25 protein-coding genes and 1 tRNA gene are annotated in these 25,671 nt (G+C 60.3%); 15 read left to right on the top strand and 11 right to left on the bottom strand.

Annotation, left to right across the window (positions count from 1 at the left end; genetic code table 11):
• The first annotated feature begins 7 nt into the window (after positions 1-7).
• Complete coding sequence (locus tag ACOOFN_RS13405) at positions 8-520, top strand: hypothetical protein (protein ID WP_420432318.1); 513 nt, start codon at positions 8-10, stop codon at positions 518-520.
• Between the two features lie 171 nt (positions 521-691).
• The gene (locus ACOOFN_RS13410; protein ID WP_420432320.1) at positions 692-2,851 is read left to right on the top strand and encodes a sodium-translocating pyrophosphatase; all 2,160 of its coding nucleotides are present in this window, start codon (positions 692-694) and stop codon (positions 2,849-2,851) included.
• A gap of 69 nt (positions 2,852-2,920) precedes the next feature.
• On the opposite strand, the gene ACOOFN_RS13415 is transcribed toward ACOOFN_RS13410, so the two are convergent.
• Positions 2,921-3,355, bottom strand: coding sequence for a ferritin-like domain-containing protein (locus tag ACOOFN_RS13415; protein WP_420432322.1), 435 nt, complete (start codon positions 3,353-3,355; stop codon positions 2,921-2,923).
• 125 nt (positions 3,356-3,480) lie between these two features.
• Entirely contained in the window at positions 3,481-3,906 is a 426-nt protein-coding gene (locus ACOOFN_RS13420) for an outer membrane protein assembly factor BamE (protein WP_420432324.1), read from the bottom strand.
• Positions 3,907-4,046: 140 nt separating this feature from the next.
• Here ACOOFN_RS13420 and ACOOFN_RS13425 point away from each other — a divergent pair, with 140 nt between their 5' ends.
• The 7 genes from ACOOFN_RS13425 (at position 4,047) to ACOOFN_RS13455 (ending at position 10,622) form a co-directional block, all read left to right on the top strand.
• The gene (locus ACOOFN_RS13425; protein ID WP_420432326.1) at positions 4,047-4,601 is read left to right on the top strand and encodes a ubiquinol-cytochrome C chaperone family protein; all 555 of its coding nucleotides are present in this window, start codon (positions 4,047-4,049) and stop codon (positions 4,599-4,601) included.
• A gap of 99 nt (positions 4,602-4,700) precedes the next feature.
• On the top strand, positions 4,701-5,762 hold the full coding sequence (plsX, locus tag ACOOFN_RS13430; RefSeq protein ID WP_420432328.1) for a phosphate acyltransferase PlsX: 1,062 nt from the start codon (positions 4,701-4,703) through the stop codon (positions 5,760-5,762).
• Complete coding sequence (locus ACOOFN_RS13435) at positions 5,759-6,724, top strand: beta-ketoacyl-ACP synthase III (protein ID WP_420432330.1); 966 nt, start codon at positions 5,759-5,761, stop codon at positions 6,722-6,724. The genes plsX and ACOOFN_RS13435 overlap by 4 nt, the downstream gene beginning before the upstream one ends.
• Positions 6,725-6,799: 75 nt before the next feature.
• Positions 6,800-7,099, top strand: coding sequence for an integration host factor subunit alpha (locus ACOOFN_RS13440; RefSeq protein WP_420432332.1), 300 nt, complete (start codon positions 6,800-6,802; stop codon positions 7,097-7,099).
• 10 nt (positions 7,100-7,109) lie between these two features.
• Positions 7,110-7,538, top strand: coding sequence for a MerR family transcriptional regulator (locus ACOOFN_RS13445; RefSeq protein ID WP_420432334.1), 429 nt, complete (start codon positions 7,110-7,112; stop codon positions 7,536-7,538).
• Between the two features lie 81 nt (positions 7,539-7,619).
• Positions 7,620-7,697 (top strand) — tRNA-Pro (locus tag ACOOFN_RS13450).
• Positions 7,698-7,754: 57 nt separating this feature from the next.
• Positions 7,755-10,622, top strand: a complete 2,868-nt coding sequence (locus ACOOFN_RS13455) for a reprolysin-like metallopeptidase (RefSeq protein ID WP_420432336.1) — start codon at positions 7,755-7,757, stop codon at positions 10,620-10,622.
• Here the strand turns inward: ACOOFN_RS13455 and ACOOFN_RS13460 are convergent, their stop codons facing one another.
• From ACOOFN_RS13460 to ACOOFN_RS13470, 3 genes are all read right to left on the bottom strand, one after another.
• Positions 10,623-11,102 carry a paraquat-inducible protein A gene (locus tag ACOOFN_RS13460; protein WP_420432338.1) on the bottom strand — a complete coding sequence of 160 codons (480 nt, stop codon included), beginning with the start codon at positions 11,100-11,102 and terminating at the stop codon, positions 10,623-10,625. It lies immediately after the preceding gene.
• A gap of 109 nt (positions 11,103-11,211) precedes the next feature.
• Entirely contained in the window at positions 11,212-12,336 is a 1,125-nt protein-coding gene (locus ACOOFN_RS13465; protein ID WP_420432340.1) for an acyl-CoA dehydrogenase family protein, read from the bottom strand.
• A 16-nt stretch (positions 12,337-12,352) separates the two neighbouring features.
• Positions 12,353-13,534, bottom strand: a complete 1,182-nt coding sequence (locus ACOOFN_RS13470; RefSeq protein ID WP_420432342.1) for an acyl-CoA dehydrogenase family protein — start codon at positions 13,532-13,534, stop codon at positions 12,353-12,355.
• A 144-nt stretch (positions 13,535-13,678) separates the two neighbouring features.
• On the opposite strand from ACOOFN_RS13470, the gene ACOOFN_RS13475 reads away from it, so the two are divergent.
• On the top strand, positions 13,679-14,725 hold the full coding sequence (locus ACOOFN_RS13475) for a COX15/CtaA family protein (protein ID WP_420432344.1): 1,047 nt from the start codon (positions 13,679-13,681) through the stop codon (positions 14,723-14,725).
• On the opposite strand, the gene ACOOFN_RS13480 is transcribed toward ACOOFN_RS13475, so the two are convergent.
• Both ACOOFN_RS13480 and ACOOFN_RS13485 read right to left on the bottom strand, forming a co-directional pair.
• Positions 14,722-15,606, bottom strand: coding sequence for a hypothetical protein (locus ACOOFN_RS13480; protein ID WP_420432346.1), 885 nt, complete (start codon positions 15,604-15,606; stop codon positions 14,722-14,724). The genes ACOOFN_RS13475 and ACOOFN_RS13480 overlap by 4 nt on opposite strands.
• A gap of 113 nt (positions 15,607-15,719) precedes the next feature.
• Entirely contained in the window at positions 15,720-17,105 is a 1,386-nt protein-coding gene (locus tag ACOOFN_RS13485) for an alkaline phosphatase PhoX (RefSeq protein WP_420432348.1), read from the bottom strand.
• A gap of 222 nt (positions 17,106-17,327) precedes the next feature.
• Here ACOOFN_RS13485 and rplM point away from each other — a divergent pair, with 222 nt between their 5' ends.
• Both rplM and rpsI read left to right on the top strand, forming a co-directional pair.
• Positions 17,328-17,792, top strand: a complete 465-nt coding sequence (gene rplM, locus ACOOFN_RS13490; protein WP_420432350.1) for a 50S ribosomal protein L13 — start codon at positions 17,328-17,330, stop codon at positions 17,790-17,792.
• 4 nt (positions 17,793-17,796) lie between these two features.
• Positions 17,797-18,294 (top strand): 30S ribosomal protein S9, encoded by a 498-nt coding sequence (gene rpsI, locus ACOOFN_RS13495; RefSeq protein WP_420432352.1) that lies wholly within the window; start codon positions 17,797-17,799, stop codon positions 18,292-18,294.
• Between the two features lie 5 nt (positions 18,295-18,299).
• Here rpsI and ACOOFN_RS13500 read toward each other — a convergent pair whose 3' ends face one another.
• Positions 18,300-19,235, bottom strand: a complete 936-nt coding sequence (locus ACOOFN_RS13500) for a LysR family transcriptional regulator (protein WP_420432354.1) — start codon at positions 19,233-19,235, stop codon at positions 18,300-18,302.
• Positions 19,236-19,329: 94 nt separating this feature from the next.
• Between ACOOFN_RS13500 and ACOOFN_RS13505 the strand changes: the two genes are divergently transcribed.
• From ACOOFN_RS13505 to ACOOFN_RS13515, 3 genes are all read left to right on the top strand, one after another.
• Positions 19,330-19,953, top strand: a complete 624-nt coding sequence (locus tag ACOOFN_RS13505; protein WP_420432356.1) for a class I SAM-dependent methyltransferase — start codon at positions 19,330-19,332, stop codon at positions 19,951-19,953.
• 28 nt (positions 19,954-19,981) lie between these two features.
• Positions 19,982-21,889 (top strand): ABC transporter transmembrane domain-containing protein, encoded by a 1,908-nt coding sequence (locus ACOOFN_RS13510; RefSeq protein ID WP_420432358.1) that lies wholly within the window; start codon positions 19,982-19,984, stop codon positions 21,887-21,889.
• A 72-nt stretch (positions 21,890-21,961) separates the two neighbouring features.
• Positions 21,962-22,438, top strand: coding sequence for a hypothetical protein (locus ACOOFN_RS13515; RefSeq protein ID WP_420432360.1), 477 nt, complete (start codon positions 21,962-21,964; stop codon positions 22,436-22,438).
• A gap of 50 nt (positions 22,439-22,488) precedes the next feature.
• On the opposite strand, the gene ACOOFN_RS13520 is transcribed toward ACOOFN_RS13515, so the two are convergent.
• From ACOOFN_RS13520 to phaC, 3 genes are read right to left on the bottom strand one after another with little or no spacing between them, the layout of a single operon-like run.
• A complete protein-coding gene (locus ACOOFN_RS13520) occupies positions 22,489-23,406 on the bottom strand; it encodes a LysR family transcriptional regulator (RefSeq protein ID WP_420432362.1) in 918 nt (305 codons plus the stop codon).
• A gap of 53 nt (positions 23,407-23,459) precedes the next feature.
• Positions 23,460-23,819 carry a hypothetical protein gene (locus tag ACOOFN_RS13525; protein WP_420432364.1) on the bottom strand — a complete coding sequence of 120 codons (360 nt, stop codon included), beginning with the start codon at positions 23,817-23,819 and terminating at the stop codon, positions 23,460-23,462.
• On the bottom strand, positions 23,819-25,570 hold the full coding sequence (phaC, locus tag ACOOFN_RS13530) for a class I poly(R)-hydroxyalkanoic acid synthase (RefSeq protein ID WP_420432366.1): 1,752 nt from the start codon (positions 25,568-25,570) through the stop codon (positions 23,819-23,821). Before phaC ends, ACOOFN_RS13525 begins: the two co-directional genes overlap by 1 nt.
• Between the last annotated feature and the right edge of the window lie 101 nt (positions 25,571-25,671).

The raw sequence follows: 25,671 nt of genomic DNA on the forward strand, positions 1-25,671 counted from the left end.
AGCTGTTATGAAACAGCTCTTTCTCGCCTTTACGGCTCTTTCGCTGATTGCTTCGCCGACCGCCTTCGCAGGCGGCGGGGGAGGCGGTGGTGGCAGTAGTAGCAGCTCTGGCAATCTCATCGACATCGACTGGAATCAGGGCGAGGGGTCCTACGAGGAAGCGCATTATTCCCTGATCGAGGCCCTCGGTGTTGATGAAGGTAATCCGCGGGTTGTCGTCATTCCGGCAATCGTCGTTCCATTGGTGACCGACAACCGCCTGGTCGGCTACGCCTACATCCATTCGCGGGTGCTCGTGGCCGAAGGTCAGCGGACCAGCGCGGTGGTCGACAATGTGCATTTTGCGCTCGACCGGCTGGTGCGTGCCAGCCATCGCATCAATTTGACGGCTGAAAGTGGCGATACGGTCGATATTGACCGGACCATTGATGTCTGGATGGCGACTCTGTCCGATCATTTCGGCGAAGGTGTCATCGAGCGCATGGCTGTGATGACGCCCGACGTGCGTTTGCTCCGCTGATTTCCGCATAGTCTCCTGACATGCAGGCTGGTGTGTTGCACCGGCCTAGGCGTTTGGGCATATTCCGGCCACTTTCCGCGGGGGGGAGGGGCCGTGCACTGATTCTCGAGTGCCAGGTCGCTTCGTTATCTCCTCACAGTCATAACGAATTGGGACGAAAGGCTTTAGGCCATGAATATGGAATTGGGACTGGTTATTCTCGCCGGCCTGCTCGCCGTGATTTACGGCGTCGTGCAAAGCCGGTCGATTCTGGCGGCGGACGCCGGGAATGACCGTATGAAGGAAATCGCCGCGGCGATCCAGGAAGGCGCGAACGCCTATTTGCGCCGGCAATACATGACGATTGCCATGGTGGGCGTCGTCGTGGCTATCGTGGTCGGGCTGCTGCTCGGCCCGCTGGTGGCGCTTGGATTCATTATCGGTGCGGTACTGTCCGGCCTTGCCGGCTTTATCGGCATGCTGATTTCGGTGCGCGCCAATGTAAGAACCACACAGGCGGCTACGAAAAGCCTGGCTGCCGGCCTCTCCATGGCCTTCCGTTCAGGTGCGGTTACCGGAATGCTTGTCGCCGGTCTCGCCCTGCTGGGTGTTGCGGTCTATTTCTACATTCTGATGTCGCTCGGCTATGAGCCGGCCAGCCGGACCGTGATCGATGCACTCGTGGCACTCGGGTTCGGTGCGTCCCTTATCTCGATCTTTGCGCGCCTTGGCGGCGGCATTTTCACCAAGGGTGCGGATGTCGGCGGCGATATGGTCGGCAAGGTCGAAGCCGGAATTCCGGAAGACGATCCGCGCAATCCCGCAACGATTGCCGACAATGTCGGAGACAATGTCGGTGATTGCGCCGGCATGGCAGCCGACCTGTTCGAGACCTATGCCGTCACGGTTGTCGCGACCATGGTGCTCGCCTCGATCTTCTTCACAGCCGAAGCCGGGCCGCTGATGCTGCTGCCGCTGGCGATCGGTGGTGTCTGCATTGTGACCTCGATCATCGGTTCGTTTTTCGTTCGCCTGGGCAAGTCCAAGAATATCATGGGCGCGCTCTACAAAGGCTTCATTGCTTCTGCCGTGTTGTCGATTCCGGCCGTTTATGCGGCGGTTCATTTCGTGGCACCGAATGGTATGGGCCCGATTGTCGAGGGATCCGAGATCACCGGCATGAGCCTGTTCCTGTGCGGTCTCGTCGGCCTTGCAGTAACCGGCCTGATCATCTGGATCACGGAATACTATACCGGTGTTTCCGCGCGTCCGGTGCGGTCCGTGGCGCAGGCTTCGGTTTCCGGTCACGGGACCAACGTCATCCAGGGCCTTGCCGTGTCGCTCGAAGCGACCGCGCTGCCGGCGCTGGTGATCATTGCCGGCATCATCGGCACCTACATCCTGGCCGGCCTCTTCGGCATCGCCATCGCGGTGACCACCATGCTGGCCCTGGCGGGCATGGTCGTTGCGCTGGACGCTTTCGGTCCGGTTACCGACAATGCCGGCGGTATTGCCGAGATGGCCGAACTGCCGGGTGAAGTGCGTGACACAACGGATGCGCTCGATGCCGTTGGCAACACGACCAAGGCGGTTACCAAGGGTTACGCCATTGGATCTGCAGGCCTCGGTGCGCTGGTGCTGTTTGCCGCGTATACGGCCGACATCCAGCACTTTATCGAGACCGCGAACGGTGAAGGCTTCTTCGCCAATCTGATCTATGGCGGCACGGAAGTGACGGCGAATGTCGTGAACTTCTCGCTGTCCAACCCCTATGTCGTGGTCGGCCTGTTGTTCGGCGGCCTATTGCCGTTCCTGTTCGGCGGGATGTCGATGATGGCCGTAGGCCGTGCTGCGCAGTCGGTTGTGGTCGAGGTGCGCCGTCAGTTCCGCGAAAAGCCGGGTATCATGCAAGGCACCGAGCGTCCGGATTACGGCCGCGCGGTTGACCTTCTGACCAAGTCGGCGATCCGTGAAATGATCGTTCCGTCGATGTTGCCGGTGCTGTCGCCTATCATCCTGTTCTTCGTGATCATGTGGATTGCGGGCCCGGGGCCGGCACTGTCTGCGGTCGGCGCCATGTTGCTCGGCGTGATCGTGACCGGTCTTTTCGTGGCGATCTCGATGACCTCGGGCGGTGGTGCCTGGGACAATGCCAAGAAGGCGATCGAGGATGGGTTTACGGATTCCGACGGTGTGCTGCATGAAAAGGGATCAGAAGCCCACAAGGCGGCCGTCACCGGTGATACGGTCGGCGATCCCTACAAGGACACCGCCGGTCCGGCCGTCAACCCGATGATCAAGATCACCAATATCGTGGCGCTGCTGCTGCTCGCAGTCATCGCTCACATGTAGGCGATTGTTCTTCACAAGAAGAAGCCCCGGCCAGTCGGCCGGGGCTTTTTTTGTTTGCAAATCCATCGCCTAGTGATCCTGAAGGCGGTCGGCAAGGTGTTCACCGGCATAGGCGCTGGCCTTGGCGCGCTCGAGCAATTGCCGGGTTTGCGGCTCCAGATCGTCGGTCTCCAGCTGGATCTCGATACGGCTCTGGAGATAATCCTCGCCGTCATCGATGGACTTCAGCGCCGTTTCGCGATTATCGCTGAACGATCCGGTCAGATCCATCAGCGTGCGGTGGGCCTTGCCCAATGCGCCGCCCTCTGATTCCGGTTCGCCGCCGAGTTCGCGGACACGGGACTGCAGGTCGCTGATCAGCTGTTTGCGATCATCAGCGCGGCTTTCCAGTGTCGATTTCAGGGATGTGTCGTCGCACATCTCGCAGGCTTTTTCATATCCCTTGCGGCTGTCGATCAGGGTCTTCAGCGTGTCATTCAAGGCGTCGATATTCTGGTTGGACATGAGGCTCACTCCTTCGTCGGTGGGAGTGAAAGCAACGCTGCGATCCGGCCGTGTGTTCCGCAACCAGTCGGTGAAACAAAAAACCCCGGCCTTTGACCGGGGTTGTCTGCAAAATCTCGGAAACGCTACTGGTCTCGACGTGGACCGCCCGCACCGCCCGGCAGGTTCTGCTCGCCGCCGAATTGTTCGGACGGCAGGTTCCCGATATTGCCGAATAGCTGTTCCCAGATGCTCATCTCGCGGCCCGGAGTCGGTGTTTCGCGATCAATCAGGGCTACGCGGCGCCCGTCCTGGATGTTGTATTCGTTTACTGCGGTGACGCTGCCGGCTTCGTCGAACTGGACCTCCAGGATCCGGCGATAACTCGTTTGAGGACGCTGATAGGCCAGCGACTGTCGCGTGTCCGACATGTAATACCAGGTCGTTGATTCAAACACGCCCTGGGTGGACGGGCTTCCAAGGCGGTCCAGCACGGTCGCCTGATTGTCTTCACCCGGCACGATTTCGGGAACTTCACCATCTACGTATATGAAGCCGTGGTTTCGCAGCACCGGAGTGCAACCGGCGGCCAGGACAGTTCCTGCTGCAACAGCCATTAGCAATGCGCGCTTCATGAAATAAACCCTGACTCCGAGCGGATGAAATATTGTCGCGTTGACCTAGCCAAGCCCGAGCATAGCTTCAAGGGCCAATGCAAGGGAGTGTCCATCGCATGTGGTCGATCTTCAAGCCCCGGACTCAGGCGCAGGCGCATGTTTCCGCCCTGTATGACCGTATTGTCGATACGGCGCGGCGCCCGGAGTTTTATGAAACCGGCGGCGTTCCGGACACGGCAGAAGGCCGTTTCGAACTGATCTCGTTGCATGTCATCATCGCCATTCGCCGCCTGAATGGTCTCGGCGGGCCCGGCAAGATGGCTGGCCAGGCGCTGTTCGAGTACTTTTTCAAGGATATGGACTACGCGATGCGAGAAATGGGTATCGGCGACACCAGTATCGGCAAAAAGGTGCGCGCCATGGCGGAAGTCTTCTACGGGCGCTTCAAATCCTATGCCGAGGCGGCGGATGCTGGCGACGATGCGGCGCTCGAGGCCGCTATACGGCGCAATATCTTCAGCGATGACGATGCCGGAGACGCGGGTGCGCTCGCACGTTATTTCCAGGCGTCGGAAAACCGGTTGAAAGATGTTGATCTGTTGGCGGGCCGGCCGTCGGAGGTCCTTGATTTTCCGGAGTTCAGCGCTTGATTTCCTTGCACCGCTGATGGCTTGCATCGGTCTGCTGTTCGACTAAGGTCGCGCCGTTATTTCACAGCGTCGGCGCGCCGCGCACAGCTTTCGGCAGGCATGACACAGACTGCACCCATTATATCCGTTGATGCCATGGGCGCCGATCACGGCCCGTCCATCACGATCGAGGGCATTGCGCACATCCTTGAGCGCCGGCCGGACACGCCGGCCCGCTTTCTGGTGCACGGCGACGCGGAAAAGCTCGAACCACTGATCGCAGATCTGCCGGACGAAGCGCAGGGCCGCGTTACCTTGCAGCACACCGAAACCGAAGTCCGCATGACCGACAAGCCGAGCGAGGCCGTGCGCCGCTCGCGCGGATCGTCGATGTGGAATGCTCTGACTGCGGTCAAGAACGGCGAGGCCGATGTTGTGGTGTCGGCCGGGAATACGGGTGCGTTGATGGCGATTTCGAAGGTCGTGCTGCGCATGAAAAAAGGCGTTCACCGCCCGGCGATTTCCGCGAGCTGGCCAACGCCGCGCGGGCACACCGTCGTGCTGGACGTCGGGGCCAATGTCGAATGCGGACCCTCCCAGTTGGTCGAATTTGCTATCATGGGCTCGGCTTTTCATCGCGCGGTTCATGGTTCGACAGAACCCACCGTCGGGTTGCTCAATGTCGGTCAGGAAGAACTCAAGGGTAATGATACGGTGAGGGCGGCTGCGCGGTTGATCCGCGAGGCGGCACTCGACCTGAACTATCACGGCTTCGTCGAGGGCGATGATATTTCCCTCGGAGTCACGGATGTCGTGGTGACGGACGGGTTTAGCGGCAACATTGCGCTGAAGACGGCCGAGGGAGCCGTGAAGCTTGTCGGCCACTGGATGCGGGAAGCCTTTACCAGTTCCGTGACGGCAAAGATCGGGGCCGCCTTCCTGCAGATGGGCGGCCTAGATCATCTGCGCGCCAAACTCGACCCGAGATCCATTAATGGCGGCGTGCTGTTGGGTCTCAACGGCATGGTCGTGAAAAGCCATGGCGGGACAGACGGTGAGGGGTTCGCGACTGCGCTTGGGCTCGGTATCGACATTGCTGGCAGCCATTTCCTCACCGAAATCGAATCCAATCTGACGCGCCTGCACGAGGCAGAAGAGCAGAAAGCCGAAAGTAATTCGTGACCCAATCAAACTGCAGAGTGGCCGGACAGGGCGCCTATCTCCCAGAGCGCGTCCTGACAAACGCGGATATCTCCGCCTTTGTCGATACAAGTGATGAATGGATCCGGGCGCGTACCGGTATTTCCGAACGACGCATTGCTGACGATTCGCAAAACACATCGGATCTTGGATACGAGGCCGCCAAAATAGCGCTCGCCGATGCTGGGCTGGATGCAGACGATATCGATCTCATTGTTGTTGCGACCACTACGCCCGATCTCGTCTTTCCTGCCACGGCAGCATTGATCCAAGACCGGCTGGGCATGCGGCATGGTGCGGCCTTTGATGTGCAGGCGGTTTGTTCCGGATTCATCTACGCGCTCGCAGTCGCCGACGGTCTCCTGAAAGGCGGCGTGTTCAATCGGGCGCTGGTTATCGGGGCCGAGACGATGTCGCGGATCCTTGACTGGGAGGACCGCTCGACATGCGTGTTGTTCGGGGATGGGGCGGGCGCCTGGATCCTCGAAAAGACAGACGATAACGCCGCCGGCCTTCTCGGCTACGATTTGCGTTGCGAAGGACGGTTTACGCCTCTGCTGAAAACAACGGGGGGAGTATCGTCGACCCGGACATCCGGATATCTCAGGATGGAAGGACCCGCGGTCTTCAAACACGCTGTCACAAAAATTTCCAACTCGATGGCAAGATTGCTCGAGCGGGAGGAAATCGAAATCGACGAGATCGACTGGTTTGTGCCACACCAGGCCAATCAGCGCATTCTTGAAGGTGTAGCTGACAAGCTGAAGATTTCACGCGAAAAAGTCGTCTCAACCGTTGCCAGGCATGGCAATACGTCCGCGGCATCCGTGCCGCTCGCCTTCCACCAGGCGGTCCTCGACGGGCGGATCCAGCGCGGCCATCTCTGCCTGCTGGAAGCGCTCGGCGGCGGATTGACCTGGGGCTCTGCATTGGTGCGATTTTAACCTTCCGATCACGCTAACACATTGACGGGGCTGGTCTGTTGGGACTAGCCTGTATTCTTCCATTGGGGGAATGAAATGCCTGGTAAAACCGTAACGCGAGCGGACCTTGCCGATGCCGTTCACCAGAAAATCGGGCTCTCGCGTCAGGAGTCTTCCGATCTCGTGCAATCGGTTCTGGGCATGATCTCTGACTCATTGGCGAACGGCGAGTCCGTAAAGCTTTCTTCGTTTGGCTCCTTTCTTCTGCGTGACAAGAATGGCCGTATCGGGCGCAATCCGAAGACCGGTGAGGAAGTTCCCATCGATCCGCGGCGCGTTCTGACGTTCAAACCGTCGCAAGTGCTGAAAGAGAAAGTCGACGCCGGCCACTCGTAAGGATCCGGACGTGACCCGCAAAGACCCTGAGGCTTATCGCACGATTAGCGAGGCTGCCGGCGAGCTTGATCTGCCGGCACACGTCCTGCGATTCTGGGAAAGCCGGTTCTCCCAGATCAAGCCGGTGAAACGGGCCGGCGGCCGGAGGCTTTACCGGCCAAGTGACCTGCATTTGCTGCGCGGCATTCGCACTCTGCTCTATGAGCAGGGCTACACGATCAAGGGGGCTCAAAAATACCTCCGCGAAAATGGTGTCTCGGCCGTCGCGAAAATCGGTGCAGGCGATGCGGATGCCAATGAGGCCATGCCGATCGCCGAGCGATTTGTTCCGGCCCCCGCGTCAACAGGCGGCAAGACTGCCTTGGCCGGCACGCTCGAAAAACTGGTGGCTGCAAAATCGCGACTCGATGCCGCGCTGGACGGACGGCAGGGCGACTAACTTCCGCGGTTGCCGTCTGCGGAGGGCGCACCTATAAGACGCTTCCCCTGCAGGCGCCTTGTGCGGCTGCTCATTTCGGTTCGGAGCGTGGCGCAGCCCGGTTAGCGCACTCGCCTGGGGGGCGAGGGGTCGCGAGTTCGAATCTCGCCGCTCCGACCATTTCCTCATATAATTTGTGGTTTGAAAGCCCGGTGAGGTCAGGCAGATTCCTGCCAGATGGAGACAATAAACATGCGCATAATTCTCGGTCTGGCTGCTCTGCTGATATCGGGTCCTGCGATTGCCCAGATGCCGTCGGCCTGGGATCTGACCGTCGCTGCGGCCAGTGAGCCAGAGGGCGAAGGCATTTCGGAAAGGGTGGGCGACGACATTTCGCCGATGCCGGTCTCGATTTCACAAGGATTGGCGCGCTTGGCCGTCGGTGATTCGGTTCGCGTACCATTGCCCGGCGGCCGGTTGCCCGAAGGGCAAGTCACCGCCAACCGGCCGACGGCCAGTGGCGGCCGTCATTTGCAGATCGATCTTGAGAATTCCAGCGGCCGCGTCCTGGTCCATCTGGGCTTGAATGCGACATACGCACGGATCTGGGATGGTGACCGCGAGCTAGAGATCGTGCCGGCAACCAACCGGGCGTCAATGATGAGGGCGGCGCCCGACCGGCCGGAATGGATCGGGGACGGGCTAACGGATTCGGCGCGCCCGCCTGTCTCGGAAATGATCGCCGAGGATCGGATCGGCACCCAGCAGGCGGGGGCCGAGACGCTGGATTTCCTCTATTTCTACGATATCGAAATGATCGAGACGCACGGTTGGGGACTACCCGACCTTGCGGCAACGGATATTGGCAATCTCACCACAGCCCTGACCAATTCCGGCGTGCCGCTGACGGCCGATTTGACGCAGCTCCAATTCATGGATGTTGAACGCGATTACGAGAGCGACACGCTGCTCACCGATCTTGGCAACCGCAGCGGTATTTTCACTGACCTGCAAATCAGGATCGATGCGCTTCAGACCGATGTGATCTCTTTGAACCGCGTCTACAATTCTGATCGCGAAAGTTTCTGCGGACTGGGTTATGTCCATGATCCGACGTCGACGCTGTTGGGCCGATCGCACATCAATGTTTGCCATAACGGGCTGACGCTGGCGCACGAGACAGGTCACAATATGGGATTGAGCCACGGCGTCGCGACAGATTGTGACCCAGGCCAGAATAACTGCTCGGAATCTCGAGGGCGTCCTGTCGACTGGGCTCGCGGTTATCGCATTGACAGCTCGACCGCCGAAGGTGGCATTTTCACGTCGGTCATGGCCTATGGCACCGGGCGGACCCCGCAATTCTCCGATCCGGATGTTGTCTGTCCCGAGCGCGGCAGCCGTTGCGGCGTCCCGATCGACGATCCCGATGGAAATGGCGCCGACGCGACCCAGGCGCTGACCACTTATGCCGTTGACCAACCGTCGCGCGGTGTGCCTAACACCCGCCTGCGCAGCGCAGTTCTGCCGACAAGCCGCTATGTGAGCACCAACACGGCTGCAACGGCATTCATGACTGTCATCAATCCCGGTAGTGTCGACGGCTCGAATTGCATCATCGAGCACCATGGACCTTATCGAGACAGCTTCAGTTACCAGACGACCGACCCGGCGACTAATGCGCTGACGGGAAGCGCCGACACGCCAGTCGATATCCCGGCCGGTAGTTATCAGACCTTCATGATCTCGATCACACCGGAAGCGGATATCACCGATACGGTCCGGTTCGCGCCCTATGCCACATGTGACAATCTTCCCATGCCGCTGGTCTCGCCTGGTCTGAATACCATCGATCTCGGGGCTGATACCGCCAATGGGCCGGACCTGATCGCGTTGGCCGCAACCGTTAACGGAAACGGGATTGTCGATATTCCAGCGGGGCGTCGCGGCGTGTTTTCGGTGGCCACGCTCAATCTGGGCGGTGCGGGGGCTGTGACGGTTCGTGCAATCTCTCTCGATCCGGCGCTGCCGGCGACAGCGCAGGTTTGCCAGACGGCACCGGACGCTTCGTGCATGGCACCGCCGGCAGATTCCCTTACGCTGAATATAGCGGATGGCGATACACCGACATTCGGTGTATTCGTCAGCACCGATTTTGTGACTCCTTTCAATGCGCGGCAGCGCTTGCAATTCCAGATGCGGGTGAATGATGAAGTGCGGGGCTCGACTTCGGTCGCGGTGCGCGACGAAGGCAGTCTTGTCATTCCGGTCATCAGCGATGACAGCCAGACGGTGCGGGCTTATGAGACGGCGAGCGGCAATCTCGCGACGCTTGCGACCGGCTACTATGATCGTTTCGAGATCGTCACTCCGCCGTCCGGCGGCAGTGTTGCTCTCGACACCGCGACAGGCGCGTACAGCTATGTTGCTGGCGGTGATGCAGGTAGCGACAGTTTCACGTACCGGGTTGGAAATTCGGCGGGTTGGTCAGCCCCGGCAAACGCGAACATCACCGTCACAGCATTGCCGATACCGGTCGTCTCGGCTTTCAGCTTCGAAGACGATGTCGAGGGCAGCTTTGCTCTTGACCTGGACGACCACGCAGATTCCAGCATAGCGATCGACCGCTTCGTGCTGACCACGCCGCCGTCGGGTACGTATGAATTCGATGAGCTTACGGGCGTCATCTCGGGGACGCTGCCGGCCACTGCGGGCAGCTACGGATTCGCTTTCGCGGCCGAGAATCGTGCAGGCCGCGCGTCACCGGTGTCCGGCCAGTTCAATGTCGTGGCGTACGATGCCTGTGCGCCGGCGAACCTGACCGAAGCGCGTCTGCGGCGCCGGCTGGAAGCGCTCGAGCTGGCCAATGCAGATCCGTCGGTAGACGAGGCGGTCGAGATCGCTACGGCACTGTGCATGGAAGAATACAATCGGTCGGATACCACTTGGGTGTATTTCCAGAACACCACCCATGGAGCGCGTGTTGTGCTGGGACCGAGGATCGGGCCGCGCCGCTATATCGTCTATTATCGCAATTCAGGCGATCCGACCTGGCGTGGCAATTTCACGATCTGCAAGAATCTCGGCCAGCTTGAAGACTGTTGATCAGGCGTGGTCGCGGACGATCAGGCCGGATGAGATCATCAGGCCGACAATCGCTGCAGTGAAAAAGTAGAGCCCCGGCTGTTCGGCGATTTCGATGGCACGATCGCCGGATAGGGTGAAAACGATGAGGGCAGCGATCAGCACGTCCATCATCGACCATTTTCCGAGGCGATCGACCCAGCGCAGCACACTCTGTCCTCGTGCCCAGCCTGCATTCACGGCCGCCAGATAGAATGTCTTGCCGATCGGGAAGAGAATTGAGAACACGAGAATGACCAGGCCGAGCAACAGCTGCCCACCCTCGAGCAGCGCGCGGGTGACATCGATCAGCGAATGCGCATCGGAGAAGAAGATCAGGCGCCGGGTTTGAAGCATCGGCGTGAGCAAGCCAGCGGCCAGACAGACGCCGGAGATCAATATCAGGACCCGGGCGGCAACGCCGCCGCGGCCATGTGCCCGAGTCATGCTGGTTTCCGCCATCGCGACCTCCCCTGGTTGGGGTCATCTGGCAAAGCAATTGCGGCGGCAGGATGGCAAAAAAAAAGAGCCGCACCCGAGAGTGCGGCTCCATTCCTGACACGGATATTGGTCAATAACCGCTCATGCTGGCCACTTGTGCCGCGCCCCATGCATCATCGCCGAGAAACTCTCCAGCTGCCTGGGCACGCTTGTAAAAGAAGCCGATCTCGTACTCGTCGGTCATGCCGACGCCGCCATGCATCTGGATCGCCTCGGCAGCCGCAAGGCGTGCGACCTTGGTCGCCTTGGCTTTTGCGGCAGCAATCCAGAGCGGCGCCTGAGACGGCGATTCATCCAGCTGACGCAAGGCTTTCATCACCAGTGACTGTGTCATCTCGACCTCGGTCAGCAGGTGGGCCGCACGGTGCTGCAGGCCCTGAAAGGAACCGATCTTCTGACCGAATTGCTCGCGTTCCTTGATGTAGTCGATGGTGCGACCGAATGCTTCTTCAGCGATTCCGAGTTGTTCGGCTGCGAGGCAGGCGCGGCCGGCATTCAGCACAGTGTCGAGCAGAGCTCGCCCGTCGTCTGTCTGTGACAGCAATGCATCGCCGTCGAGCTTCACATCATCGAAGTCAATGTCCGCTGGCGCATGGCTGTCGACGGAACGGCGCAGCGTGCGGCTGACGCCGTCTGTACCGGGATCAACCAGGAACAGGCCGATACCGTCATCATCGGTTTTTGCTGCAACAATCAGCATGTCGGCGCCATTGCCGCACGCCACAAAGCGCTTCTTGCCGCTCAGCTTGAAACCGTTGCCGTCTTTGCGGGCGAGCGCCTCGATGACGGTCGCATCATGGCGCGCCTTTTCGTCGACTGCGAGGGCGTAGACTTTCTCGCCCGCAGCGATCTTCGGCAGGTGCGCGCCTTTTTGCGCGTCCGTTCCGGCGAGGCGCAGGGCGGTGGCGCACAGGACGGACGACGCGAGAAACGGCGTGGCGGCGAGGGTTCTACCCATTTCCTGGAGGATGAGACCGGCTGCAGCATAGCCCATATCGACGCCGCCATATTCCTCGGGGATGAGGATGCCGTTCCAGCCCATTTCGGCCATCTCATGCCAGACTGAGTGACGGAAGCCGTCCTTGCAGCCCTCGTCCCGCAATCGGCGAAGTTCCGAGACCGGCGATTTCTGCTCGAGAAACGCTTTCGCGCTGTCGCGGAGCATTTGTTCTTCTTCGGACAGAAGATAAGTCATGTTCTGTGATCTCCGCTTAGCCGCCAGGAAGCTCAAGCACGCGCTTGGCCAGAATGTTGAGCTGGATCTCGGACGTTCCGCCTTCGATTGAATTGGCCCGCGAACGTAGCCAAGACCGGGCCGGATCACCATCTTCGGGATCGTCGCCTTCCCAGAGCAGGCCATCGCTGCCGAGCGCCGACATGTTGAGCTCGTGCCGGCGCTTGTTCAGCTCCGTGCCGTAGTATTTCAGCATTGAAGCCTTTGCGCCCACACCCTGTCCCGAATCGGCCTGGTCCTTGATGCGCTGCAAGGTCGTTTCGAAAGCCAGCGCGTCGATTGTGAGGCGGGCGATATCACCGCGCAGGATCGGGTCCGCCACGCGCCCGTCATCATCGATTTCACCGGATTTGTGCGCGGCTGCCACCGGGTTCATCTGGGCGCCGCTGCCACCGCCGGCGATGTTGGCGCGTTCGTGTGACAGCAGGTATTTTGCGACATCCCAGCCGCGGCCCGGCTCGTTGACGATATTCTCCTTGGGCACCCTCACGTCGTCAAAGAAGGTTTCGCAGAAGGGTGACTTGCCGGAGATCAGCTTGATCGGCTTGGTCGAGACACCGTCCCACGTCATGTCGATCAAAAGGAAGGAGATGCCCAGATGCTTGGGAGCGTCGGGCTCGGTGCGCACGAGCGCGAAGATCCAGTCACACTCATCGGCATAACTGGTCCAGACTTTCTGGCCGTTGACCACCCAGTGATCGCCCTTGTCTTCGCCCTTGGTTCGCAACGCCGCGAGGTCGGAACCTGCACCCGGCTCGGAATAGCCCTGGGCCCAGCGGATCTCGCCACGTGTTATCTGCGGCAGGTAGTGCTTTTTTTGTTCTTCTGTACCGTATTTGAGCAAGGCTGGTCCCAGCATCCAGATGCCAAAGGATATGAGAGGCGGTCGCGCCTTGATCCGCTCCATTTCTTCCTTGAGTACCTGGGCTTCTTCCTTGGACAGACCGCCGCCGCCGTACTCGGCTGGCCAGACGGGGCAGGTCCAGCCTTTTTCCGCCATCCGTTCCAGCCAGGCCTTCTGGTCCGCGCTGGCGAACTCGAAGCGCTTGCCGCCCCAGCAAATGTCTTTTTCGCCCTTGATCGGTTGCCGCATTGATTCCGGGCAGTTGGCATCGAGCCAGGCACGGGTTTCTTTGCGGAAGGTTTCGAGGTCGCTCATTATTCTCCCCATCGGTCACTTTGTCGGTAAAAACACTAGCGTGAGAATCCGCACAGGCGAGCCCCTTTTCCCACCTGCGGCGAATGGGCGCCTGGCCTTGCCTTCGGCGCCGGCACAGGTAAGTCAGCGCCGGAAGGAGTCGCCATGTCACTTGCCCGCCCCCAGACCAGCCAGGCCGTATTCATCTGGCTTCTTGTCGTTGCTGCAATGGTGTCCGCCATGATCCTCGTCGGCGGCGCCACACGACTGACCGATTCCGGCCTGTCCATCACCGAGTGGCGACCGGTCACAGGCATCGTCCCGCCGCTCACGCAAGCCGGCTGGGAAGCGGAGCTCGAACTCTATCGCTCGACGACGGAGTACCAGGTCCAGAACCGCGGCATGTCGATCGGCGAATTCCAGTTCATCTATTGGTGGGAATGGGGCCATCGCTTTCTCGGACGCCTGATTGGCCTGGTGTTCGCCCTTCCGTTCGCGATCTTCTGGTTGCGCGGCATGATCCCGGAGCGGCTGAAACGGCCACTATTGGTGCTGTTCGCGCTCGGCGGGCTGCAGGGGGCGATTGGCTGGTGGATGGTTTCAAGCGGGCTGGTCGACCGACTGGATGTGAGTCAGTATCGGTTGGCCACACACTTGGGAATGGCGTTCGTGATCCTCGGTGCATCGATCTGGATCGCGTTGCAAGCCCGCTACGGCGTCAGCTCGCGAACGCCGCATCGCGTCGCGCCTGTCGCCGCGGTGTTCTGGGGGCTGGTCTTTGTCCAGATCATTCTTGGCGCCTTTGTTGCCGGGCTTGACGCGGGCCGCATCTACACGACCTGGCCGCTCATGGAAGGGCGTGTGATCCCCGATGGCTATCTCTCCGGCATGGGCTGGTTTCAGGCGGCCTTTGAAAGCCGTCCGGCCGTCCAGCTTCACCATCGGTGGACAGGCTACCTGGTAGCCTTGTTTGCCGCTGTTCTGTGCTTCTTGTTGTGGCGTGACGGACATGCCGAACTTCGCCGCGCCGCGCTATGGATTGGCGCGCTGACGCTGATTCAGATCGTGCTCGGCATCACGACACTGGTACACGCGGCGCCTTTGTGGCTGTCTCTGATTCACCAGGGTGGAGCCATTGCCCTTTTCGCGGTTGCCGCCATCGTGGCCTGGAAGATGCGACGCATTGCGGCGGCAACCAACACGCCCGGTTAGTTCACGTCGGTAATCCCACGCGCAAAGGTTTCGCGGGCGATCAGGCGGACACGTCCGTCCGTCTCGTCAGCGATGGCGACCAGACCGCTTTGATAGGAGGCGCCGCCGAAAGACGCTGCCGATGCGGCCAGCGCGCCCGGCTGCTCGATTCCGGGTATCGAAAAACCGTTGCGGATGACGGCATTGCCGATCAGTTCGAGTGATGTGCCATCGCGAATCTCGAGCGTGCGGGAAATCCCGTCGGACAAGATGAGGACCGGGCGGCCGAGAAATTCTCCGGCCGCCAGGCTGCTGGCGAAACCGTCGATCTGCACCAGCGCGTTGCCGTCGGCGTCGAGCCGGAAAATACCGCCGGCCGGCCCGGATGCATAAATGCCGTCATTGCCGGCAGCGCATGTCCGGGCCGGTGCCGGTAGTTCGAAACGTGCGCGCCGGTCGGCGCCAATACGCTCGCCTCCATTGTCGGATATGCGCCAGATTTCCGCTGTCGTTCCGCGCGACAATACCATCAGGTCGACATAGCCGATGCCTTCACCAAGGCCGCAAACGGCCGCGATTTCGCCTTCGGGACCGATAGGCTCGATCGGCGCTTCGATAATTTCCGGACCGGATCGCAAAAGTGCATATGCGCGCACCAAATTGGTGTTGCGGTCAGCGCCAAAAATCAATGGCAAGGCTTCGCCGCGCAGTTGAAAGCCCGGCGCTGCAGCCAGCCCCCAGAGGCGAGGGCCTGTCATGCGATACACCGGCTCCCCATCGGGATTGAACAGGTCGATCCCGCCCTCGGTACTGGCCACGGCAATCAATCCCGCCCAGACTGTCGCAGGATCGGGCAAGAAGGTGATCGCCGATACGCCATCGGTCTCGATCCGCTCCATCACCCCCGTCGAAACCAGTTCGAGATAGCCGTCATCAGCGGGCGGCGTTTCGCGACTCGCGGAATCTTCAGGCGGGGTGGAGGGGCTGCAGGCCGCTAATATCGCAGCCGCCGCGGTTATCCACCCAGCGCGTGCCAGGGACCACGGATGGCAAAGGTCCGCGATGGCTCTGATTGGACGTTGACGAAAAGTATGCTGCCGTCGGGGGAGAAACATGGTCCACAAAACTCGCTGTATCCGCTCTGTTCACTGAAGGCGTTGCGCGCAATCGTATAGATACGCCCCCCGGGCGTCACGCCGCGAATGTACTGCTCGCTTGGCCCGTCTTCGGCCACAATCAGATCGCCCCAGGGCGCGATGCAGAGATTGTCGCAATTTTCCATCGCGCCATCACCCGGGCTCTCGATAAAGAGTTCGAGCCGTCCGGGTGAGTCGGGCTCTCCGGCGCCCCCTTCGTGAGGCGAGGGGGTGTAGCGGAAAATCTGGCCCAGGCGCTCGGCGCCGCCATCCGTGCAGGTGAAGTAGAGCTCGTTGTCGCCGAACCATAGTCCTTCGCCCCGGGTGAAGTGTGCGGCGCCCGCGGCAATATGGCGGAGTGCAATATCGCTGTGAAGATTGTCTGGCTGCTCGATGTCCATCCATTCCACGCGCAGGCTGTCGCCCTGCGCGATGCTTTGATCGTTCCAGTTGCGCGTGTCGAAACCGCTGGCATTGGCAATTTTCAGCGCCTGCAGGCACCCGCCACCTGCAAGATTGCCCGGCTCATAAGGAATGAAGCGATAGAACAGGGACGCGTCGTATGCATCCTCGGTCAGATATACGATACCGGTCCTCGGATCGACGCAAACAGCTTCGTGTCGGAAACGGCCCAGCGCCCGCAATGGCCGCGCCTCGACGAGTTCGCGCGCAGCGGCCGGAACTTCGAATACATAACCGTGATCGCGGCTCATCCGGCCGCCCGCGCGGCCGGTGGTTTCCTCGCAGGATAACCAGCTGCCCCAAGGCGTCGGACCTCCGGCGCAATTATTGTAGGTGCCGGCAAGCGACAGGAAATGCTGGCGGACTTCGAGCGTTGACGGGTCGAGAACGAGGGTCGTTGTTCCGCCTGGAAGGCCAGCTCCGTCTTGCCCTGGATCGTAGAATTTCGCGAGCTCCTGGCCTGCGTCCGTTGCAGATTGATCTGGAAAGGCCGATCTTCCGTTCTGACGCGGGTTGAGTTCATGGTTGCGCACCAGCGTCAGTCCGTCGGGCATGTCGAATGCCGCCATGCCGTCGAATTCACCCGGGGTGACAAGGCCGTCGCTCATGCGATCGCCCTCCGTTGAAATGACGCTGTAGGAAAAACCGCGTGGCAGATCGAGCAGGCGTTCCGGATCCGGCGCGAGGTTGGGCGGTGTAATTGTAATGGCATGGGCCCGCTGGCGGCATCCTGACAACAGGGCCAGACCCGAGAAGGCGGCCGAAGCGGCGGCTCCGGATTTAAGAAACTGACGGCGGTCCATCCGGCAGGCTCCTCCATGTGCGAAAGAACTAGAAATAATCCGGAAAGCGCGCCGGGAAAAGGCTTTCAAAGAATCGTCACAAATTTACGGTAATGATATACCGCATTTACAAACTATTGAATTAATTGATGAATGAATTAGCTATTGACGTTCTTGAGGTGACTCTCTAAGTCGCGCGGCTCAACGTGCCGGTCGTCGGCAGCAAGTTTGAAGAGATATGTCATGAAAACCTATACCGCAAAGCCTGCGGAGGTGGAGAACAAGTGGATCGTTGTTGACGCCGAAGACGCTGTCGTCGGCCGTCTGGCGGCCTTCGTCGCTTCCCGCCTGCGTGGCAAGCACCGTCCCGATTTTACACCGCACGTCGACACCGGCGACCATGTTGTGGTCATCAATGCCGATAAGATCCGCTTCACTGGCAACAAGATGGGCGACAAGCGCTATTACCGCCACACCGGCCATCCGGGCGGTATCAAGGAAACCTCGCCGGAGAAGATCTTGCGCAGCAAGCATCCAGAACGCGTGGTCGAGCTGGCCGTCAAGCGCATGCTGCCGAAAGACAGCCCGCTGGCACGGTCGCAGTATTCCAAACTGCGCGTCTATGCCGGCACGGAACACCCGCATGAAGCCCAACAGCCGGAAGTCATCGATTTCAAATCGATGAACTCCAAGAACGTCCGGAGCTAGACTGATGTCCGAGACCACACACTCCCTCGAAGACCTCAAGGACGCCCTTCAGGACTCCGATTCCCCAGTTGTCGCCGACCAAACCGAAGCGCTTCCGGAGCCGAAAATCGACGAGCATGGCCGCGCCTACGCGACGGGCAAGCGCAAGGACGCTGTTGCACGCGTTTGGATCAAGCGCGGTAACGGCAAGATTACCGTCAATGGTCGTGACCAGGAAACCTATTTTGCTCGCCCGGTGTTGCGGATGATCCTGCAGCAGCCGTTCGAAGTTGCCGAACGCAAGGACGAATTCGACGTGATCTGTACGGTCAAGGGCGGCGGACTGTCTGGCCAGGCCGGTGCCGTCCGTCATGGCATTTCCAAGGCTCTGACGCTTTACGAACCCGAACTCCGCAAGCCGTTGAAGGCTGAAGGCTTCCTGACCCGCGACAGCCGCGTCGTGGAACGCAAGAAGTATGGCCGGAAGAAAGCGCGCCGGAGCTTCCAGTTCTCCAAGCGCTAAGCTTGTTACCAAGTATCCTGTGCAGACGGGCGGTCCGATGGGCCGCCCGTTTTCATTTGGGCGAAAGTCTTGGCGATCAGGTCGAACACGATGCGCACCCGGCCACTGGTGTGCAGCTCGCCATGCGTGACCAGCCAGGTTGGGACATCGACCGAAAATTCCTCGCGCAGAACCGGTTCAAGTTCGGGATACCGGTTGCCGACCGACTCGGTCAGGACCGTCAAGCCGAGGCCGGCGCGTGCGAGTTCGATCAACACCTGCCCGCTGGTGCTGCGGTAGCGGACATCTTCCGGACGAATCCGCAAGCCGCGTTCTGCGAGTCCGGCGACCATGATGTCGGGATGATCGAATCCCAGAAAAGAGTGTCCGGCCAGTTCGTCGAGTGACCCTGGAACCCCGTTCGCGACCAGCCAGTCCCGATGCGCATAGATACAGCCCGTGTCGCTACCGATGAGCTTTGCGATGAGGTCAGGGTGAGTGGGCTGGCCATGCCGAATCGCAATGTCAGCCTCTCGCTTGTTGAGATCGCTGACATTGCGCGATGCAATGATGTCGACCTCAATCAAAGGAGCGCAACGTGACAGTTCGCTGATGATACCGGGCAAGACGGTCGCCGCGGTCCAGCCCGTCGCCGATACCGTAACCAGCCCGGCGGGCTCGGCCGACTGACCGGAGGCGGCTAGAGAGACCCGGGTCGCAGCCTCGGCCATCTGGCGCACATGGTCGACCAGTTCGCGGCCGGCAGAGGTCAGGATCATGTAGCGTTTGCCTCGCTGGAAGAGGGTGATTCCCAATTCCTCTTCCAGCGCGGAAATTTGCCGGCTTAGCGTCGGCTGAGTTGATCCAAGTGCTTTGGCCGCTGCGCTGAAATTTCCTTCCTCTACGGTTGCGAGAAATGCCCGGATCTGGTTCCAGTCAAAGGATATGGCCTGCCAATTCATACGTTTTCGTATAACAGTCAGCCCGTTTCCGGCAATTTATTATTCTGTAGCGTATGCGTAGAACGGCCGCAGATCAGCCGCGGGAAGCGAAAACATGACCGATAAAGCCGAGTTCTGGAACCGGATTGCCGAAAAATACGCCGCGCGTCCGGTTGAAGATGAAGCCGCCTATCAGCGCAAGCTCGCCATGACGCAGGCATTATTCGAACCGGATTTCGAGATTGCGGAGATCGGCTGCGGTACCGGCACGACGGCACTGATCCATGCCCCGCATGTAACCCGTGTTTGGGCGATCGACGTGTCGGCGGAAATGATCCGGATTGCGCGTGAAAAAGCGGCCGTTCAGGGAGCCGACAATGTTCGGTTCGAAGTTAGCGACATCGAAGCGAGTGATGGCAAATCCGGCCCGTACGATGTGGTGATGATGCATAGCCTGCTGCACCTTCTCGAGGATCCTGTGCGAGGCATCGCGACGGCGTGGGATATGTTGAAGCCGGGAGGCTTTTTTGTTTCCAGCACGGTCTGTCTCAAGTCGAAGGCCTGGCTCTATGGGCCGATGATCGCCATCATGCGTCTGGTCGGCCGGGCGCCCCGGGTTCACTTCCTGTCGGTGCCGTCGCTGCGTGAAGACCTTACGGCCGCCGGATTTGAGACTGTCGAGGACTGGGAACCCAAAGCCAGTCAATCGCTATTCGTTATCGCTCGCAAGCCGGTCTAGGCTGGCGCGTCATCAAGGAGACAGAGGCGTGCCGGAATCCTCAGCCGCCCAGGACCAGACCGATGCCGATCGCGGCTCGGGTTTTGCCGCCGAACTCGAACGCGATGCGGCGCACCGCGCCAAGGCACGCAGTGCCAAGCCGCTGCAGCGGCTATTGCCGTACATTCTCCGCTATCCCGGCCTGCTTGCCGCCTTCGCTGTCTTTCTGGTGCTGGCCTCCGGCTTAACGCTGGTTCTCCCGGGCGCGTTTCGCCTCGTGGTGGATTGCGGGTTTGGCGGCGCGCCGGATTCCCCCGCCTGTGCGGCGTTCACGATGGGAGACGATCTGTCAGTTTACTTTCTCGCCGGGATGGGCGTCGCGCTGGCCCTGGCTCTCGCGAGTGCGCTGCGATTCTATTTCATCAGCCGGCTGGGCGAGCGGGTCGTGGCGGATTTGCGGCGGTCGGTGTTCGATCACTTGCTGACGCTGAGCCCGTCCTTCTATGTCGATACGCGCACCGGCGAGGTCTTGTCGCGGCTGACGACCGATACAACGCTGATCCAGACCGTCGTCGGATCCTCGGTATCGGTTGCCCTGCGCACCGTTGCGACGACCAGCGGCGCTTTACTCCTCATGGTCGTCGTCAACTGGCAGCTGGCGCTGATGGTGCTGGGCCTCGGGCCCGTCATTCTGTTGCCGATCCTGTTTTTCGGCCGCCGCGTACAAAGATTATCACGTTCGTCGCAGGACGAGTTGGCGAATGCCTCGGCGCGCGCCAGCGAGAGCCTGCAGGCGATCGAAACGGTGCAAGCTTTCACGCGGGAACCGGAGGAACGCTTCAGGTTCCGAGAGGTCGTGGAGGCCACATTCGACGTATCGCTGCGCCGGATCGGTGTTCGTGCGGCAATGACCGCGGTCATCTTCACCGTCATCATGACCGGGCTTATCGCCGTGCTCTGGTATGGAGCGGTGCAGGTCCAGTCCGGTGCAATCACGCCCGGCGCGATGACGCAGTTCGTGATGTATGCCTTTGTTGCAGTCAGCGGTGTCGGAATGCTGACCGAAACCTATGCGGAAGTGATGCGGGCCGCGGGGGCGACCGAGCGGTTGATGGAGCTGTTGCAGGCCAAAACTGATATCGCAGCGCCGTTGTCGCCGGTGCAGATGCCCGAGCCAATCGCGGGCGCGCTGTCTTTCGAAGGCGTCGACTTTCGCTATCCGGCGAGGCCCGACGTGGAGGTGTTGCGTCAGGTCGACCTGCAAATCGAGCCCGGCGAGACGGTCGCGCTTGTCGGACCCTCCGGGGCCGGCAAGTCAACCATATTCCAGCTGATCTTGCGGTTCTACGACCCGGCTGCCGGCGTCGTACGGCTCGACGGCCGGGATGTTCGAGACTTTGATCCCGTGGCGCTGCGTCGCCAGATTGCGGTCGTGCAACAGGCAGCACCACTGTTCAGTGGCACGGTCACCGAGAATATCCGGTTCGGTCGCCCCGATGCGAGTGACAATGAAATCCGTGCGGCCGCCGAAGCGGCCAATGCGCACGATTTCATCAGTGCTCTACCGCAAGGCTATGACACGCAATTGGGGGAGGGGGCCGGCACGCTGTCGGGCGGTCAGAAGCAACGCGTCGCGATTGCCCGCGCGGTGTTGCGCGATTCACCGGTGTTGCTGCTGGATGAAGCGACCAGCGCTCTCGACCCGGAAAGCGAGCAGGTCATCCAGGCCGCGTTTGAGAAAGCGTCAAAAGATCGGACCACGCTGGTTATTGCTCACCGGCTCGCGACGGTCCGCAATGCCGACCGGATCATCGTGATGGAGAATGGGCGCGCGGTCGACGAAGGTACGCATGCGGCGCTGATCCGCCGCGAAGGCGTCTACCAGCGATATATCGAGCTTCAGTTCGGGTCCGCGTCATCTTCCGGCGTGGAGACAACTAATTCAAAAACGAACTAACAGGATACAATTTCGGTCATTCAATACGATTTCGTATGCCCCTAGTTTGCGTTGGTTCGCAAGGAGGCGAAAATGAAATCGATTGTGACACTCTTCTTCCTCACCGTCGCATTGCTGGCACCACCAGCGCTGCAGGCACAATCTGCTGACGGTCCACAGTTCGCCATACAGAGCACAGCGACTGGCATTATCCAGCTGAGCGCTCGCAAGTTCGAGCGGGGTGAATACCGGCAGGCCGCGGCGATTGCCCAGCAGGCGACGGAACGGGGCTTGACGCGGAGTCGCCGATCGGCGGCGTGGTCGAATTTGTGCGCCGCGCGCGCCATGCAAGGCCAGGAAGAGGTGGCGCTCGTTGCATGCGAGACCGCGCTCGAACTCGACGCGAGCTGGCAGGCAAACAACAATTATGCCGTCGTGCTGCTGCGGAACGGTCAACTGGCTGAAGCCCATACTCATCTGGCCATTGCCTACGACCTGGCGCCCGATGCGAGCATCGTTGCGGCCAACCAGACCATCCTTTCTTCCCGTACCCTCGCTGCCGCCCAGTAGGGGTCAGTCAGGGTCCACGCCTGGAGCCGGTGTTCGCAGCGGCTCCTTTTTCATGCACGAAAAACAGAAAAATCGCCTTTCTCGAAATGCGCGGCATCGCGCTTGAAGGCTTCGGAGAGGTGGTCGAAAACGAGCCTGTGCCGGCGACTGCGCCTCACGCCTTCATGCGCGACAAGAAAAAGATTTTGCGTCGAGTCATGATCGGGAAGCACGCGTTCCAGCTTGCCATCGGATTGCCGTGCCAGTCGATGTGACGTCATGCCAATGCCGAACCCTGACTTGATAGCCTGCAAGTGACTGGTGGCGGAATTCGCAATGACGGCGACTTGCTGGGGACGCACGGCTTCCCCGTCCGGCCCCGGCGGCCAGCCGGCCGGATCGATATAACCCCAATCTACAAGTTTGTGGCCAGCCAGGTCCGCCGCCGTCTCCGGACGGCCATGCGCATCCAGATAGTCGGGCGATGCATAAAATCCCCAGCCGACGATTGCTGCACGCTTGAAAAACAGGCTTTGCTGATCTCCGGGTCCACCCCAGCGCAAGGCTATGTCGGCCTCGCCTGCGGCCAGATTGGCTGTCTGCATGCCGAGATTGATGCGCAGTACAAGCCGTGGGTGGCGGTCACGAAGCGGCGCCAGCACATGCGGAAGCCAGTCGCCCCCGACGCCATCACTTGCGGTGAGAACGACTTCACCCGAAATGTCGTCGCCGATCTCGGCGCCCGTGCGTTCGATGGCGGCCGCGTCGTCGCGCATGCGAATAGCGTGTCGGATGACCAGCTCGCCAGTGTTCGTGGGCCGGTTGACGCCGCCCCGGCGTTCAAACAGCGGCTCACCTAGTCGAGACTCCAGCGCCCGCAATCCGCGGCTGATCGTGGGTTGCGAGACTTTGAGGAGCTCAGCTGCTGCTGCGTGGCTGCCGCCTTCGTGAACGGCGAGCGCGATCTGATATTCGTCCCATGTGTTCATTCACCAGAGAATGAACCGGTATCAATTCCATGACAATATACGAAAACGTGATTTCAGTTCGCGGCCGTCATCGTTCCCTGTCTTTCGAAGATCGGGTTGGAAGCCCTGAGCAGCGCGATGTCCTCGGCCAATCGATCCGCGTCGAGCCCGAGATTGACCGCGATTTCTTTGAATACCGCCAGGAATTCGTCCATGTCTTCGACCGTGACAATGCGGGTCTTCCGGCCGGAATAGACGATGCCGAATTTTCGCGAAGGCGGTTCAATGTTGGCATAGGCGTCGATGCGCACAATGTCCGCAATCGACAATCGGCAGTGTCGGCCGCCGGCAGAAAAATGGAGCGCGTTACCGGACACCCAGATCCGGCGTGGTTCGAAACGCGTCTTCAGCGCTTTCATCCAGCGTCGCAGCATCAGCTCCGCACCAGCACGTATTCGCCGGGTGCATCGCAGATCGGCTTCAACTTGCCCTTCGCCGGATCACGGGCCGGCACGTCTTCGCCGGAGCGTTCATAGAGCCAGTCGCGCCATTCCTCCCACCAGGAGCCCGGCACTTCCTCGGCGGCCTCCAGCCATTCCTCGACGGTGTCGGGCAGATCCGTGTTGACCCAGTGCTGGTATTTGTTGGCGCCCGGATGGTTGATGACGCCGGCAATGTGCCCAGAGCCTGCCAGCTTGAACCTGACCGGACCCCCGAAACGCCTGGCGCCACGGTACACCGAAGGGTAGGGCGCAATGTGATCGTCGCGGCTGGCCTGCATGAAAACCGGTGTCTTGACCTTGGTCAGATCAAGCGTGTGGCCGTCCATCTCTATCTCGCCCTTCGACAGGCGGTTCTTGCGGTACATGTTGTCGAGATACCAGAGGTGCAGGGTCTGCGGCATGCGGGTCTGGTCGGCATTCCAGTACAGGAGATCAAAGGCCTGTGGTTGCCGGCCGAGCAGATAGTTCGAGACAACGAAGGACCAGACAAGGTCGTTCGAGCGCAAGAGATTGAATGTGTCCGACATGGTGCGGCCGTCGAGGACGCCGCCCTGCGCTTCCATCAAACGGTTGATTTCCTTGAACCAGGCATCGTCGACGAACAGGAGAAGATCGCCCGCAAGCTCGAAATCGGTCTGCGCGGCGAAAAATGTTGCCGAGGCAATTCGGTCGGTTTCTCCGCGCGCCTCGAGCAAGGCGAGTGCCGAGGCCAGCATCGTGCCGCCAATGCAATAGCCCACGGCGTTAACACTGTCCTCGCCGGTGGTGTCTTTGACCGCATCGATGGCCTCGAACAAGCCCTGTTCGATATAATCCTGGAAGGTCTTGTCCTTGAGCTCGGGCCCGGGATTGATCCAGGAAATGAGGAACACCGTGAATCCTTGCTGGGAAAGCCAGCGGACCATGGAGTTCTTCTCGCGCATGTCCATGATATAGAATTTGTTGATCCAGGGCGGCGCGATCAGAAGTGGTCTTTGCTTTACCGCGTCGGTCATCGGTGCGTACTGGATCAATTCGAAGATATCGTTGCGGAAAACGACCTTGCCATTGGTTGCCGCAAGATCCTTACCGACCTTGAAACCTTCCATGTCGGTCTGCGTTAGCGCCAGTCGTCCGCCGCCGGCTTCGAGGTCGCGCGCCAGGTTGGCAAGCCCTTGGGTGAGGTTCTCGCCCTTGGATTGCATGGTCTCGCGGATGACGTCTGGATTGGTCAGTGCGAAATTGGTTGGCGCCATGGCGTCGACCATCTGTTTGGTCAGGAATTCGACCTTGCGTTTGACCGCCGGATCGACGCCTTCCACGCCTTGCACAAGCCCCATCAGGAAATTCTGGTTCAGCAGATAGGACTGCTTGATGGCGTCGAAGAGCGGAATCTCGCTCCAGTCCTCGCTGCGCCATCGCTTGTCGCCCGGTTCGGGCTGGACCACGGGATCTGCTCCACCGGCGAGAAACTGCTTCGTCGTGTTGCTCCAGAGATCGAGATAACCGCGCAGCAAGCCGGCCTGCGCATTCATCAGCTTTTCGGGATCGGAGACGATCTTGGTCCAGACTTCGCCAAGTTCCGGCGTCGTGTTGATGGCCGCCGTGTCCGGGAATTCGACTTTGCCTTCGAGCGCCTTTCGCATTGAATCCGACATCAATTTCTGGCTCTTCAACGCTGCCTGCATGAGGTTGCGGGACATGTGGTCGAGGGCTTCAACATCGGCCGGATTCAACGCAGAAAGGCTTGCAGGATCGAAAGCGGGTGAGGGCGTTCTGGTCTCGTTGTCCTTTTGGGACGAAT

Source organism: Hyphobacterium sp. (assembly GCF_965217055.1).
Classification (GTDB): domain Bacteria; phylum Pseudomonadota; class Alphaproteobacteria; order Caulobacterales; family Maricaulaceae; genus Hyphobacterium.